This is a genomic window from Herbaspirillum sp. GW821-FHT09A12, assembly GCF_059418325.1.
This window is the reverse complement of record NZ_JBWKPR010000001.1, coordinates 434,181-448,198: the sequence shown is the minus strand read 5'-3', so window position 1 is coordinate 448,198 and position 14,018 is coordinate 434,181. Positions and strand designations below refer to the sequence as shown.

Sequence of the window (14,018 nt, the reverse complement as noted above, 5' to 3'; positions counted from 1 at the left end):
GCCATGAATATCGAACAAGCCCGCTTCAACATGATCGAACAGCAAATCCGCCCCTGGAACGTGCTGGCGCAGGACATCCTGGACCTGCTCACGGTCGTCAAGCGCGAAGACTTTGTCCCGGCCGCGCATCGTAGCCTGGCCTTCTTCGACACCGAAATCCCGCTGCCGGGCGGCGAAAACATGCTGTCGCCCAAAATGGAAGCCCGCATCCTGCAGGAAGCCAACGTCAAGAAACACGAATACGTGCTGGAAATCGGCGCCGGTTCGGGCTACATGGCGGCGCTGCTGGCGTACAAGGCGCGCCATGTGACCACCGTCGAGATCTCGCCGGCACTGAAGTCGCTGGCCGAGCAAAACCTGTCCGACTACGGCGTGGCCAATGTCGACGTGCAGTTGGGCAACGGCGCCCAAGGCTGGACCGGCGCCGACGGCCGCGCGGGCGAATACGATGTGATCGTCATCTCCGGCTCGCTGCCGTTCCTGCCGGAAGGCTTCGGCAAGCAACTCAAGGTCGGCGGCCGCCTGCTGGCCATCGTCGGCGCCGAACCGGTGATGGAGCTCAAGCTCATCACCCGCACCTCCGAACACACCTTCGATACCGTCAACGTGGTGGAAACGCTGGCCAAACCCTTGCACGCGGCCGCCACACCTTCACACTTCACTTTCTAGGATTTTTTATGGAGCACATCACCGCCCCGGACCTGGCCGCCTGGATCGCCGATCCCGACCGCCCTACCCCTCTGCTGCTGGATGTGCGCGAACCTTGGGAACACCAAACCTGCAACATCGCCGGCTCGCAGCTGGTACCGATGAATACCGTTCCCGGGCGCTTTTCCGAGCTGGATGAAGAGCAGCCCGTGGTATGCATCTGCCACCATGGCGGGCGCAGCATGCAAGTGGCGGCCTTCCTCGAACGCCAGGGTTTCACCAAGGTCATCAACCTGACCGGCGGCGTCCACGCCTGGGCCAGCCAGGTCGACCCGTCCATGCCGACCTACTGAGCCTGATGCGCCTGCCGCCGACCGGAGGCGGGCGCAACAAGCCGCAGACAGCTTCCGGCGGATTTCCCCATTTCCTGTTACCTGTGCCCAGCGCAAGCGCGGCAGGCACGCCTTCCGCCCGATACCGTCCCGGCCGCGCCGATGCGCTTGCATTCCTATCGTTTGTCCAGCCTTGTTCTGCCCGGAGAATCCGTCCATGCGCCGTACCCTGCTCGCTTCCCTGATGGCCGCCGGCCTTTCCTTGCACGCTGCCGCCGGCGCCGCCGACCTGCTGCAGGTCTACCAGCTCGCGCTGGCCAATGACCCGGTCTACACCAGCGCGCGCTATGCGCTGACGGCCGGCCGCGAGAAGGAAACCCAGGGACGCGCCGGCCTGTTGCCGAGCGCCGGCGTCGGCGGCAGCTATACGCGCTCGGACGAGAACTTCGACAGTTCATCCAATACCTATGCGCTGCAGCTGACCCAGCCGCTGTTTCGCCTGGCCAACTGGGAGAGCTACCAGCAGGGCAAGCTCGCGGTCGCCTCCAGCGAGGCGCAGTTCGTCCAGGCGCAGCAAGACCTGATCCTGCGCGTGGGCCAGACCTACTTCGACGTGCTGTCGGCGCAGGATGCGCTGTCCTTCCTGGGCGCGCAAAAGATCGCGATCTCGGAACAACTGGCCTCGGCCAAGCGCAATTTCGAGATCGGCACCTCGACCATCACCGACACCAACGAAGCCCAGGCCCGCTACGACCTGGCCAACGCGCAAGAGATCGCCGCCCAGAACGACCTGGAAGTGGCGCTGGCCAGGCTGCAGCAAATCATCGGCCAGCCGCCGACGCCGCTGGCGGTCTTGCGCGGCAACGTCAAGCTCGCGCCGCCGCAGCCGGCGCAGATCGATACCTGGGTCGCCGGCGCGCAATCGGACAACTACGGCGTGGTGGCGCAACAGGTGGCGCTGGAGATCGCGCAAAGCGAAATCAAGCGCAACCGCGCCGGCCATGCGCCGACGGTGGATCTGGTGGCGGCGCGCAACTTCAACGACCAGAAGAGCGTGCGCACGCCCTACCTGAATCAGCGCGGCTACAGCAATTCGATCGGGGTGCAATGGAATATCCCGCTGTTCTCGGGATTTGCGACCGGCAGCAAGGTGGATGAGGCCATCGCGCTGGCCGACAAGGCGCGCTCCGACCTCGACAATGCACGCCGCACCGCGGTGCTCAATGCGCGCCAGGCCTACCTGGGCGTGGCCAACGGCTTGTCGCAGGTGAAGGCGTACGAGGCGGCGCAAGTGTCGAGCCAGTCATCGCTGGACTCCAACAAGCTGGGCTACCAGGTCGGCGTGCGCATCAATATCGACGTGCTCAACGCGCAGCAGCAGCTGTATTCGACCCGGCGCGACCTGTCCAAGGCGCGCTACGATACATTGATGAACGGCTTGAAATTGAAAGCGGCGGCCGGTGCATTGCGCGAGCAAGACCTGGCGCTGATCAACGCGCTGCTGACGGCGCCGCCGCAGTAAGGGCGGGCCGCCTCAGGCGGCGTCGTTCTGCAGCGAAGGCGCGGTCTTGAGGGCGTGCAGCGAAGCGGCCAGCAGCTTTTCGCCGTCCTTGACCAGGTCGAAGCTGTCCGGCGCGAAGAACCAGTCGGTCAGCAGGCCGCTGAACGTGGCGTGCGCCATCAGGCAGGCCAGCCGCACGTTCAGCGTGCCGGGCAACTGCCCGCGAGCAATGGCGTTGGCGAGGATCTGTTCCAGGCGCAGCATGCCATCGACATGGCATTCGCGCTGGCGCACCAGGATGGGATCCTCATGGTCGGCAAATTCGCACTTGTTGAAGATGATATCGAACACCCTGCGGCATCGCTCATCGGTGGCGGCCATGGTCAGCACGTACACGCCGCTGCGCAGGAACTGCCCGAGCGGGTCGGCCAGCTGCGGGCTGGCGCTTTCTTCCAGCACGGCTTCCATGGGCAGGCGCACCCGTTCGCACATGGCGTCGAACAGGTCGCTCTTGTTCTTGAAATGCCAGTAGATGGCGCCGCGCGTGACGTCGGCCGCCTTGGCCACGTCGGCCAGCGAGGTGTGCGAGACGCCGCGCTCGTGGAATACATGCTCGGCGGCATCGAGGATGCGCGCGCGCGTTTCGAGCGCTTCTTCCTTGGTCGCGCGGGCCATATCAGCGCCTCCCGGCCGCGGCCGGAACACGGGTGGAAACCGAAATTGGAGTCTGGATCATGGCAAAACCTGCATGCTGGATGAAAATGAAGAAAAAAACCATGCCGGCGCCCGCAGGCGCATGATGCCGCGGCTCCCGGCAAGCGCCCGCGCACCGGCCTTCATGCTGCATTTGCACAACGAATCTGGACAAGCCGCAATGGACTGCGGCTTGCGCTGAAACACGGCTGTCATGTTTTCGTAAGACAATGTTTGACACAATGGCATGGCGTGAGGCCGCCCGCTCCGGCCGCGGCAAATTGCCGCATGCACGAGGATCCGGCTCGGTTTTTGACTGGCAGAAATGGCGCAGCGGCAGCATGATTCTCACAATGCAAGGAATCGCTCATATTTCGCTACGCCTATTTCAACAAGTTTGATAAATTAATATGGAGTATCAGGCAAATACATACATACACGAATGTATGTATAATAGCACCCGTTCCAAGTCCCTGCTGTAAATCAACCGCAAAAAAGTAACCGCTTCCGCCGGGAAGCCAGCAGCTTCTTTTTTTGCTCCGCAACATAGCCTACCTCTCGCCCTCAGGCGGGATCGCAACATCTGCTTTACCGAATTCGTTTCATTGCCGCCACGGCGGCCTCACTTTACTTTCGTGCGAGATATCTATGAGCTCAGTCAGTCGTTTCACGCGCCTCACCATGACCGTCGCAATCGCTGCCGCCCTGGCCGCTTGCGGACAAAAACCAGCTGCTCAAGGCGGCGCCATGCCGCCGGCGGAAGTATCGGTGGTCACCGTGGCCCCGCAACGCATCGCCATCACCAATGAACTGCCGGGCCGCCTCGAGGCTTACCGCGTCGCCCAGGTCCGCGCCCGCGTGGCCGGCATCGTCCAGAAGCGCGTCTTCAAGGAGGGCAGCGACGTCAAGGAAGGCCAGCTCCTGTTCCAGATCGACCCGGCCCAGTACCAGGCCAGCTATGACAATGCCCAGGCCAATCTGACCCAGACCACCCTCAAGGCGCAGCGCTACAAACCGCTGGTGGAAGTCAACGCCGTCTCCAAGCAGGAATACGACGATGCCGTCGCGGCCCAGAAACAAGCCGAAGCCGCAGTCCGGATCGCCAAACTGAACCTGGGCTACGCCTCGGTGACCTCGCCCATCTCCGGCCGCATCGGCCGCGCGCTGGTGACCGAGGGCGCGCTGGTCGGCCAGGGCAGCGACGCCACCCAGCTGGCGCTGGTGCAGCAGCTCGACCCGATCTACGTCAACGTGACCCAGTCCAGCGCCGACCTGTTGAAGCTGCAGCAGGCGATGGCCAACGGCCAGTTGAAGAGCGTGGGCGACGGCAAGGCCAGCGTGACGCTGCTCCTGGAAAACGGCCAGCCCTACCCGTTGCCGGGCAAGCTGCTGTTCTCCGACATCACGGTCGACGAAGCGACCGGCTCGATCTCGCTGCGCGCCGAATTCCCCAATCCCAAGCGCGTGCTGCTGCCGGGCACCTACGTGCGCGCCAAGATTGAACAGGCAATCGACGAGCAGGCGCTGATGGTGCCGCAACAGGCCGTCATGCGCGACCTCAACGGCTCGTCCGTGTTCGTGGTGGACGCCGACAACAAGGTGGCGCCGCGCGTGGTCAAGACCGGCTCGGCACAGGGCAACAACTGGCAGGTCATCGATGGCCTCAAGGATGGTGACCGCGTGATCGTGGAAGGCCTGCAAAAGGTCAGGCCGGGCGCGGCCGTCAAACCGGTGCAATGGAATCCCGCGGGCGCCGCTCCCAACCAGTCGGGCCAAGCGGCCCAACAAGGTGCAGCGGGCGCCCAACCGAAAGCTAACTAAGAGGCTGCCAGATGGGAAAGTTTTTTATTGATCGCCCCGTTTTTGCGTGGGTGTTGGCCATCTTCATCATGTTGGCCGGGGCATTGGCGATCACCGGCTTGCCGGTGTCCCAGTACCCCAACATCGCGCCGCCCACCATCGTGGTGACGGCGACTTATCCGGGCGCGACCGCCCAGACCCTGGACGATTCGGTGACCAGCCTGATCGAACAGGAAATGAACGGCGCCGACGGCCTGCAGTACATGGAGTCGCAAAGCCAGGCCAACGGCCAGGTGCAGATCACCGTCACCTTCTCGCCGGAAACCAACCCCGATCTGGCGGCGGTGGACGTGCAAAACCGCTTGAAGCGCGTGGAAGCGCGCTTGCCGGCGGCCGTCACCCAACAGGGTGTGCAGGTGACCAAGTCGCGCAGCAACTTCCTGCTGTTCATCGGCTTGTCTTCCACCGACGGCAAGCTGGATCCGGTGGCGCTGGGCGACTACCTGTCGCGTAACGTCCTCAACGAAGTCAAGCGTGTGCCGGGCGTGGGCCAGGCACAGCTGTTCGGCACCGAACGCGCCATGCGCATCTGGATCGATCCGAACAAGCTGATCGGCCTGAACCTGACGCCAGCCGACGTGACGGCCGCCATCACCGCGCAAAACGCGCTGGTGGCCGGCGGCACGCTGGGCGCGCTGCCCAGCCCCGGCACGCAGCAGATCGCCGCGACCGTGGTCGTCAACGGCCAACTGACCACGCCTGAACAGTTCGGCGACATCGTCCTGCGCGCCAACGCCAACGGCTCGTCAGTGCGCATGCGCGACGTGGCCCGCATCGAAGTCGGCGGCCAGACCTACGACACCTCGGGCCGCCTGGACGGCAAGCCCAGTTCGTTCATCGGCGTGCAGCTCTCGCCCACCGCCAATGCGCTGGGCACCGCCACCGCCGTGCACAAGAAGATGGAAGAGCTGTCCAAGTACTTCCCGGCCGGCGTGAAGTACACCATCCCTTACGACACCTCCAAGTTCGTCAAGATCTCGATCGAGGAAGTGGTCAAGACCCTGATCGAAGCGATCGTGCTGGTGTTCCTGGTGATGTTCCTGTTCCTGCAGAACATCCGCTACACCATCATCCCGACGGTGGTGGTGCCGGTGGCGCTGCTGGGCACCTTCGCGACACTGCTGCTGTTCGGCTTCTCGATCAACGTGCTGACCATGTTCGGCATGGTGCTGGCCATCGGTATCCTGGTCGACGATGCGATCGTGGTGGTGGAAAACGTCGAGCGCATCATGAGCGAGGAAGGCTTGTCGCCGCCTGAAGCCACGCGCAAGGCGATGGGCCAGATCAGCGGCGCGCTGATCGGCATCACGCTGGTGCTGATCGCGGTGTTCATCCCGATGGCCTTCTTCGGCGGCGCCGTGGGCGCGATCTATCGCCAGTTCTCGCTGTCGATGGTGGCGTCGATGGTGTTCTCGGTGCTGATGGCATTCACGCTGACGCCGGCGCTGTGCGCGACCATCCTCAAGCCTGTGGAGAAGGGCCATCATCACGAGAAGAAGGGCTTCTTCGGCTGGTTCAACCGCCGCTTCAACGCAACTGCCTCCGGCTACCAAGGCATCATCGGCAAGATGCTGACCAAGACCGGCCGCTACATGATCCTGTACGTGTTGATCGTGGCCTGCGTGGGGCTGCTGTATGTGCGCCTGCCGGCCTCCTTCCTGCCCAACGAAGACCAGGGCTACATCATCACCAACATCCAGCTGCCGCCGGGCGCCAGCACGGGGCGTACGACCGAGGTGGTGAAGAAGGTGGAAGAGTATTACCTGAAGGATCCGGCGGTCGAGCACGCCATCGCGGTGCTGGGCTTCTCGTTCTCGGGTAATGGCCAGAACGCTGCACTGGTGTTCACGCCGCTCAAGGACTGGAGCGAACGCACCAAGGCGCAGTCGGCCGACGCCATCGCCGGCAAGGCCTTCGGCGCCTTCTCGCAGATCAAGGATGCGATCGTGTTCCCGCTGAACCCGCCGCCGATTCCCGAACTGGGCAACGCGACCGGCTTCACCTTCCGCCTGCAGGATCGCGCCGGCCTGGGCCACGCGGCGCTGGTACAGGCCCGCAACCAGATCCTGGGCATGGCGTCGCAAAGCAAGGTGCTGGCCGGCGTGCGTCCGGAAGGCCTGGAAGATGCGCCGCAGCTGCAACTGGACATCGACCGCGACAAGGCCAATGCGCTGGGCGTGCCGTTCTCCACGATCAACAGCGTGCTGTCGACCGCACTGGGTTCGTCGTATGTGAACGACTTCCCCAACCAGGGCCGCCAGCAACGCGTGATCGTGCAGGCCGACGCCAACCGCCGCCTGCAACCGGAAGACCTGGTCAACCTGTATGCCAAGAACTCGTCCGGCACCATGGTCCCGTTCTCGTCCTTCGTGACGGCGAAGTGGATCAATGGCCCGGTGCAGCTGATCCGCTACAACGGCTATCCGGCCATGAAGATCGCCGGCGGCGCAGCCCCGGGCCGCAGCACCGGCGAAGCCATGGCCGAGATGGAATCGTTCGTGGCCAAGCTGCCGGAAGGTTTCGGCTTCGAGTGGACCGGCCAGTCGCTGGAAGAAAAGACTTCCGGCAACCAGGCGCCGGCGCTGTACGTGCTGTCGCTGATCGCCGTGTTCCTGGTGCTGGCTGCCTTGTATGAAAGCACCTCGATCCCGCTGGCGGTGATGCTGGTGGTGCCGCTGGGTATCCTCGGCGCACTCTTGGGCGTGACGCTGCGCGCCATGCCCAACGACGTGTACTTCAAGGTGGGCATGATCGCGGTGGTGGGCTTGTCAGCCAAGAACGCGATCCTGATCATCGAGTTCGCCAAGGACCTGCAGGCACAAGGCATGGGCCTGATCGAAGCGACGCTGGAAGCGGTGCACCTGCGCTTCCGCCCGATCATCATGACCTCGCTGGCGTTCATCCTGGGCGTGCTGCCCCTGGCGATCGCCTCCGGCGCCGGTTCGGCCAGCCAGCGCGCCATCGGTACCGGCGTGATGGGCGGCATGATCACCGCCACCGTGCTGGCCGTGTTCCTGGTGCCGATCTTCTTCGTGGTCGTGCGCAAACTGTTCAAGGGTAGCGAGCGTCAACACAAGTTCGACGCCGAACACTCCCCCAAGATTAATGTGGAGAATCACAATGGCTAATCTGTCGATGCCGCGCGCGCCTCGCTTGCTGCAACTCTGCGCAGCGCTGGCGGTCGCCGGTGTACTGGGGGGCTGCTCGCTGGCCCCCACCTACGAGCGTCCAGCCGCGCCGGTAGAAACCGCCTACCCGGCCGACGCCGCCGGCAGCAAGGAGCTGGAGGCGGTCAACCTGGGCTGGCGCCAGTTCTTCCCGGACCAGCGGCTGCAATCGCTGATCGTGGCCGCGCTGGAGAACAACCGCGACCTGCGCACCGCGGTGCTCAATATCGAGGAAGCGCGCGCGCAATACCAGATCGCCCGCGCCGACCTGCTGCCCAGCCTGAACGTATCGGGCTCGGCTGCCCGCACCCGCACCGCGGCCAGCCAGTCGCTGACCGGCCAGCCTTTCGTCAGCAACAGCTACCAGGTCGGCCTGGCGGTGCCGGCGTACGAGCTGGATTTCTTCGGCCGCGTGCGCAACCTGAAGGACGCCGCGCTGGCGACCTACCTCTCCACCGAGGAAGCCAAGAAGTCGGCGCAGATCAGCCTGGTCGCCCAGGTGGCGCAGGCCTACCTCTCCGAGCGCTCCTACGCCGAGCAACTGCTGCTGGCCGAACAGACGCTGAAGTCGCGCGAGGACGATATCCAGCTGGCGCAAAAGCGCCTGGACGTGGGCGCTTCCTCGGCCCTGGACTTCCGCCTGACGCAAACGCTGGTGGAATCGGCGCGGATCGCCAAGGCCCAACTGGAACGCCAGCGCGCCCAGGCCGAGAACGCGTTGACGCTGCTGGTCGGCAAGAAGGTCTCCGACCTGCCGCCGGCGCAGTTGCTGTCGGATGAAAAGATCGTCACCGACATCCCGGCCGGCCTGCCCTCGGACCTGCTGACCAACCGTCCCGACATCCGCTCGGCCGAGCAAAGCCTGATCGCCACCAACGCCAACATCGGCGCCGCGCGCGCGGCCTTCTTCCCGAGCATCAGCCTGACCGGCAACTTCGGCACCGCCAGCAGCACGCTGGGCGGCCTGTTCGATTCAGGCTCGGGCGCCTGGAGCTTCGGCCCGTCGCTGTCGCTGCCGATCTTCGATTTCGGCCGCAACAGCGCCAACCTGGACCTGGCCGAAGTGCGCAAGAACAAGGCGGTGGTCACGTATGAAAAGACCATCCAGACCGCCTTCCGCGAAGTGGCCGACGCCCTGGTCGCGCGCGGCAGCCTGGACGACCAGGTCAAGGCCCAGGAAGCCTTCCTGAACGCCCAGCAGGAACGCCTGAAGCTGACCGACCTGCGTTTCAAGAACGGCATCGCCTCTTCGCTCGACCAGCTCGACGCGCAGCGCGATCTGTTCTCGGCGCAGCAGGCGTTGATTCAGGCGCGGCAGTTGCGCTTGAATAACGCCATCGATCTGTACAAGGCATTGGGAGGCGGGCTCAACGAGAATTCGGTGAGTTTGGCGGCCAAGCAGTAATTGTCGGCAACCCGGATCGGGTTCCGGTTCCGAACTGAAAAGAGCAGGCCTTCCGGCCTGCTCTTTTTTTGCGCCGGCCGCCGGTGTTAGTATTTGCGCCTGACCACATTCAGGGGCATATCCCTGCCTCAACGCCATGCATCTCCTCGTCACCGGCGCCTCCGGCTTTGTCGGACGGGCACTTGTCGAACATTTTTCCGCGCTTTCCGGATATCAGGTGCGCGCCGCCGTGCGTCATCCTGCACGCCTGGCGGCGGCGCCTGCCAATGTCGCGCTGACCACAGTCGGCGAGCTCTCGCCGCACACCGATTGGCAAATGGCGCTGGCGCAAGTCGATGCCGTCATCCACTGCGCGGCGCGGGTACATGTGATGCATGAACGGGAAGCCGATCCGCTGGCCGAGTTCCGGCGCGTCAATGTCGAAGGAACCTTGAACCTGGCGCGCCAAGCGCTGGCGGCTGGCGTGAAACGCTTCGTCTTTGTCAGCTCGGTCAAGGTCAACGGCGAGCAGACGCCGGCTGGCCGGCCATTCACGGCAGATGACAAACCCCGCCCCATGGATCCTTACGGCATTTCCAAACTGGAAGCGGAACAGGGGCTGCTGGCATTGGAAGAACAAGGCGGCATGGAGATAGTGATCGTGCGGCCGGTGCTGGTCTATGGCCCGGGCGTGAAAGCCAACTTCCTCAGCATGCTCCGCTGGCTGGACAAGAGCTTGCCGCTGCCCCTGGGCGGCATTACCGAAAACCGCCGCAGCATCGTGGCGCTGGACAACCTGGTCGACCTCATCGCCGTTTGCCTCACCCATCCCGAAGCCGCCGGACAGATATTCCTCGCCAGCGATGGCGAAGACCTGTCGACCACCGCGCTGTTGCGGCGCGCGGCGCAAGCGCTGGGCAAGCGCCCGCTGTTGCTGCCGGCGCCCGCGCCACTGCTGGCCCTGGCGGCGCGGCTGCTGGGCAAACCCGGTGTCGCACAGCGCCTGTGCGGTTCATTGCAAGTAGATATCGAGAAAAACCGGCGGCTGTTGAACTGGACGCCGCCGGTCAAAGTGGATGAAGCCCTGCGAAAGACCGTCGCGGCTTACCGCGCCGGCGCCTGAGCGGCGACCTGCGGCCGCAGCAAGGCCAAGGTGCGTCCGGTTGCGCCTTGGTGCTGCCGGGCAAACCGGGTTGCTGCTTGCGACATTTGCTGGCTTGCCTCTTCAGAGGCAAGCAACGCCGACCAGCTACGCAACAATTCGGAGGCGTCGGTCACACGCGCAGCCGCGCCGTCCCTGACGGCATCCTCGGTGATGGCCTGGAAATTGAACGTATGCGGCCCGATCAGCACCGGCTTGCCCAATGCGAAGGCTTCGATCAGGTTCTGCCCGCCCAGCGGCAACAGGCTGCCGCCGATGAAGGCGACGTCGCAAACGGCGTAGTAAGCGAACATCTCTCCCATCGAATCGCCCAGCACCACATCCGCGCCCTGCACATCAAACCGTTCGCCCATGGCCGAACGCCGTCGCATGGACAAGCCATGCGCCTCGATCATCGCCGCCACTTCGTCGAAACGCTGCGGATGGCGCGGCACGATCACGGTCAGCCAGTCGACCTTGCCCAGCTTGCCGAGCGCATCGAGGATCAGTTGCTCCTCGCCCTCGCGCGTGCTGGCGCACAGCAGGACCTTGCGCTCGCCGATTGCCCTCTTCCACGCCAAGCCTCGCTCGACCACGTCGGCCGGGGGCTGCACATCGAACTTCAAGCTGCCGGTGACTTCGACATGGCGCGCGCCGAATGCGCGCAGCCGCTGCGCGTCGGCTTCGGATTGCGCACCGACGCAAGCGATGGCTTCCGCCGCCGGCCGCAATAACGCAGCGAAACGCTGCCCGCGCCGCAAGGAACGTTCGGACAAGCGTGCATTGGCCAGCATCACAGGCACGCTATGGCGCCGGCATTGTGCAATCAGGCTAGGCCAGACTTCTGTTTCCATCAGCACGCAAACGGCCGGCCTGAAATGGCGCAGGAAACGCGCGCACATCCAGCCGGTGTCGTAGGGCAGGAAGCTTTGCACCACGCGCGCGCCATGCTTGCCGAATAGCTGGGCGCCGGTGGCGCGGCCGGTGGCGGTCATGCAGGTGAGCAGAATGGCGTGCTGCGGATAGTCGCGCAGCAGGGCGTCGATCAGCGGCTCGGCCGCGCGCGTCTCGCCCACCGACACGGCGTGGACCCAGATGAAGCGCGGCGCCGGTTCGGACAGGCGCGGATAGAAACCCAGGCGCTCGCCGACATGCTGCCGGTAACCGGGTTCCTTGCGCCCGCGCCGCCACAGGCGCAGCAGCACCAGCGGCATGGCGAACCACCATAATGCGGAGTAAAGCAGGCGCATGTGTCAGACCAGCGGGTGGCCGACCAGGCGCGTCAGGATCGCCAACGGACTGGACTGCGGATCGTATTGTTTTTCCGGCGGCAGGTGCAGCGTCTGTTCCAGCATGTATTGGCCGGCCATGACAGCATGCGAAGCCTGGTCGGAGAAGCACACCCACACCGAACCGGCGGCGAAGGGCATGGTGACCTGCTCGGCGTCCTGCTGGTATTGCATGTCGCCCTTCATGCCGTCATGCAGTTGCAGCATCAGGTGATCGTATTCGCTGCGAAAGGACTTGGTGATGCGCAGCGCCTTGAGCAGGCTGGCCTGCCAGCGCACGTAGGGCTTGGCGCGCGGCAGGAAGCGCCGCGCCACGGTTTCGAAAGGCTCGCCCACACGCCACACGCGCGGCGCGCCATCCGGGTTGACGTTGGTAAATACGCGCAAGATGCGCTCGCCATAATTGGGGCGCGACGGAAAGGCGTCGACATGCATGCGGCGGTCGTCGGCGCGCCAGGACTGGCTGCGCGTCTCCACCTGCATCGGGCGGTAGCTGGTGGGCGCCACGCGCAAGGCCTCACGGTACTTGGGCAAGAGCGTATGCACCAGCGACAGGGCCTGTTCACGGAAACGCCCGACCATCGCCGCCAGCGCCAGTTGCTGCTCGGCGCCGCCAGCCGCGCCCTTGAGGTGCCCGCGTGCATCCAGGCTGATGTTGCGGGCCTTGGGATCGCGCACGGCGGGAGTGAGCAGGCCGAGTTCGGACGCCAGCAATTCGAAGGCCAGGTGCGGGAAATACAGTACCTTGCCGGCTTCGAGCGCGGCGATCCATTGGTCGTTGGGGGTGTCGACTTGCCACTTGGCCAAGTCGATCTCGATGATTTGCGATTCCATCCCGACATTATGCCCGCAAGCATCTCCGCCGTGTATCCGCCAGACCGTGTAAAAAGCGGTGAAAACGCCCGCTACAGGCGGACAGGCGGGCCAAGACGGCAGTTTGAAGCGGGACTTTGACGTGCCTCAACGCAGGCGCGCGATGCACTTCCCAGTTACCAGGAAAGCAATTTCCCCGCAGCCTCAAGCACCGCTTCGCCACTCGGCGGGGTACCGGCGTCGCCCAGGTTGATGATATTGGGCGACCAGTTGCCCTCGGTCTTCCAGCGCGGCGAGTCGCAATATAGCTCGACGGTCGGCCTGCAATAAGCGGCGGCAATGTGGGTCAGGCCGGTGTCCAGGCCGACCACCAGTCGCGCCTGCTGCACCAGGCTGACCGCTTCCATCAGCGGCAGCGCCGGCAATACCTGGGCGCCGGGAATCTGCGCGGCCAGCGCCTGGGCGGCTTGCTGCTCTTTCTTGCTGCCCCAGGGCAGCAACACCGGCAAGCCGCGCGCGGCCAAGGCCTGCCCCAGTCTGGCCCACTCGGCCTGCGGCCACTGCTTGGCTGCGCGCGCGGTGCCGTGGAAGAACACCGCGTACGGCTGCTCCGGCATCCAGGGGAAACGCTGCTGCGCGGGGGCTTGCAGCGCGAAGTCGGCGGCATCGTCCAGCGTATAGCCGAGCGCATCGGCCGCCACCAGGCGCGCCCGCATTACCGCATGCGTATGCAGTCCAACCTTGATGCTTTGATCATGAAAGATACGCGAGATGGGCTCATAACCGGAGCCCTCGGTGGCATTGGCCAGCCCGACGCGCCTGCCGCCCGGCGCCAGGCGCGCCATGCGCATCACGACACTGGTCTTGAGCAGGCCCTGGGTATCGAACACGACATCGTATCGGTCTGCGCGCAAGGCGTGCCAGAAGGTGGAAATCTCGGCGCGCGTGGCGGCCGAGAACAGCGTCTTGCGCCAGCGCCGCAGCGCGATGGGGATGATGTTGCGGACGTGGGGATTGAGGCGGACCAGGCTGGTATAGCCCTCTTCCACCACCCAGTCGATCTGGGCGCCGGGGAAATGGCGGCGGATATCGGCCACCATCGGCATGTTATGGACGACGTCTCCCAGTGAGGAAACGCGTACGATCAGGATCTTCAAGGCTGGCCCACGGTTACGTTGTTCTGTGGGCCA

General features: G+C 64.6%; 12 protein-coding genes. 7 read left to right on the top strand and 5 right to left on the bottom strand.

The window, feature by feature from the left end:
• Positions 1-3: 3 nt before the first annotated feature.
• The 3 genes from AC07N6_RS01980 to AC07N6_RS01970 all read left to right on the top strand — a co-directional run bounded on the left by AC07N6_RS01980 (position 4) and on the right by AC07N6_RS01970 (position 2,502).
• Positions 4-669 carry a protein-L-isoaspartate O-methyltransferase family protein gene (locus AC07N6_RS01980; RefSeq protein ID WP_494780645.1) on the top strand — a complete coding sequence of 222 codons (666 nt, stop codon included), beginning with the start codon at positions 4-6 and terminating at the stop codon, positions 667-669.
• 8 nt (positions 670-677) lie between these two features.
• A complete protein-coding gene (locus tag AC07N6_RS01975) occupies positions 678-1,001 on the top strand; it encodes a rhodanese-like domain-containing protein (protein ID WP_050467344.1) in 324 nt (107 codons plus the stop codon).
• Positions 1,002-1,197: 196 nt separating this feature from the next.
• Positions 1,198-2,502: a TolC family outer membrane protein gene (locus AC07N6_RS01970; RefSeq protein ID WP_494780644.1), complete on the top strand. Its 1,305-nt coding sequence runs from the start codon at positions 1,198-1,200 to the stop codon at positions 2,500-2,502.
• Between the two features lie 12 nt (positions 2,503-2,514).
• On the opposite strand, the gene AC07N6_RS01965 is transcribed toward AC07N6_RS01970, so the two are convergent.
• Positions 2,515-3,156 carry a TetR family transcriptional regulator gene (locus AC07N6_RS01965; protein WP_494780643.1) on the bottom strand — a complete coding sequence of 214 codons (642 nt, stop codon included), beginning with the start codon at positions 3,154-3,156 and terminating at the stop codon, positions 2,515-2,517.
• Positions 3,157-3,213: 57 nt separating this feature from the next.
• Positions 3,214-3,390 carry a hypothetical protein gene (locus AC07N6_RS01960; RefSeq protein ID WP_494786240.1) on the bottom strand — a complete coding sequence of 59 codons (177 nt, stop codon included), beginning with the start codon at positions 3,388-3,390 and terminating at the stop codon, positions 3,214-3,216.
• A 432-nt stretch (positions 3,391-3,822) separates the two neighbouring features.
• On the opposite strand from AC07N6_RS01960, the gene AC07N6_RS01955 reads away from it, so the two are divergent.
• The 4 genes from AC07N6_RS01955 (at position 3,823) to AC07N6_RS01940 (ending at position 10,708) form a co-directional block, all read left to right on the top strand.
• A complete protein-coding gene (locus AC07N6_RS01955; protein ID WP_494780641.1) occupies positions 3,823-4,995 on the top strand; it encodes an efflux RND transporter periplasmic adaptor subunit in 1,173 nt (390 codons plus the stop codon).
• Positions 4,996-5,006: 11 nt separating this feature from the next.
• A complete protein-coding gene (locus AC07N6_RS01950) occupies positions 5,007-8,162 on the top strand; it encodes an efflux RND transporter permease subunit (protein ID WP_494780640.1) in 3,156 nt (1,051 codons plus the stop codon).
• Entirely contained in the window at positions 8,155-9,606 is a 1,452-nt protein-coding gene (locus AC07N6_RS01945) for an efflux transporter outer membrane subunit (RefSeq protein ID WP_494780639.1), read from the top strand. The genes AC07N6_RS01950 and AC07N6_RS01945 overlap by 8 nt, the downstream gene beginning before the upstream one ends.
• Positions 9,607-9,742: 136 nt before the next feature.
• The gene (locus AC07N6_RS01940) at positions 9,743-10,708 is read left to right on the top strand and encodes a UDP-glucose 4-epimerase family protein (RefSeq protein WP_494780638.1); all 966 of its coding nucleotides are present in this window, start codon (positions 9,743-9,745) and stop codon (positions 10,706-10,708) included.
• Here the strand turns inward: AC07N6_RS01940 and waaA are convergent.
• The 3 genes from waaA to waaC form a co-directional block, all read right to left on the bottom strand.
• Positions 10,690-11,976 (bottom strand): lipid IV(A) 3-deoxy-D-manno-octulosonic acid transferase, encoded by a 1,287-nt coding sequence (gene waaA, locus AC07N6_RS01935; protein WP_494780637.1) that lies wholly within the window; start codon positions 11,974-11,976, stop codon positions 10,690-10,692. The two genes, AC07N6_RS01940 and waaA, sit on opposite strands and share 19 nt — an antisense overlap.
• Positions 11,977-11,979: 3 nt before the next feature.
• On the bottom strand, positions 11,980-12,849 hold the full coding sequence (kdoO, locus tag AC07N6_RS01930) for a Kdo hydroxylase KdoO (protein ID WP_494780636.1): 870 nt from the start codon (positions 12,847-12,849) through the stop codon (positions 11,980-11,982).
• Between the two features lie 155 nt (positions 12,850-13,004).
• Entirely contained in the window at positions 13,005-13,985 is a 981-nt protein-coding gene (waaC, locus tag AC07N6_RS01925) for a lipopolysaccharide heptosyltransferase I (protein WP_494780635.1), read from the bottom strand.
• Between the last annotated feature and the right edge of the window lie 33 nt (positions 13,986-14,018).

Coding starts and splice junctions, on each gene's coding strand:
- AC07N6_RS01980 (WP_494780645.1), top strand. CDS start 4: ATGAATATCGAACAAGCCCGCTTCAACATGATCGAACAGCAAATCCGC.
- AC07N6_RS01975 (WP_050467344.1), top strand. CDS start 678: ATGGAGCACATCACCGCCCCGGACCTGGCCGCCTGGATCGCCGATCCC.
- AC07N6_RS01970 (WP_494780644.1), top strand. CDS start 1,198: ATGCGCCGTACCCTGCTCGCTTCCCTGATGGCCGCCGGCCTTTCCTTG.
- AC07N6_RS01965 (WP_494780643.1), bottom strand. CDS start 3,156: ATGGCCCGCGCGACCAAGGAAGAAGCGCTCGAAACGCGCGCGCGCATC.
- AC07N6_RS01960 (WP_494786240.1), bottom strand. CDS start 3,390: ATGACAGCCGTGTTTCAGCGCAAGCCGCAGTCCATTGCGGCTTGTCCA.
- AC07N6_RS01955 (WP_494780641.1), top strand. CDS start 3,823: ATGAGCTCAGTCAGTCGTTTCACGCGCCTCACCATGACCGTCGCAATC.
- AC07N6_RS01950 (WP_494780640.1), top strand. CDS start 5,007: ATGGGAAAGTTTTTTATTGATCGCCCCGTTTTTGCGTGGGTGTTGGCC.
- AC07N6_RS01945 (WP_494780639.1), top strand. CDS start 8,155: ATGGCTAATCTGTCGATGCCGCGCGCGCCTCGCTTGCTGCAACTCTGC.
- AC07N6_RS01940 (WP_494780638.1), top strand. CDS start 9,743: ATGCATCTCCTCGTCACCGGCGCCTCCGGCTTTGTCGGACGGGCACTT.
- waaA (WP_494780637.1), bottom strand. CDS start 11,976: ATGCGCCTGCTTTACTCCGCATTATGGTGGTTCGCCATGCCGCTGGTG.
- kdoO (WP_494780636.1), bottom strand. CDS start 12,849: ATGGAATCGCAAATCATCGAGATCGACTTGGCCAAGTGGCAAGTCGAC.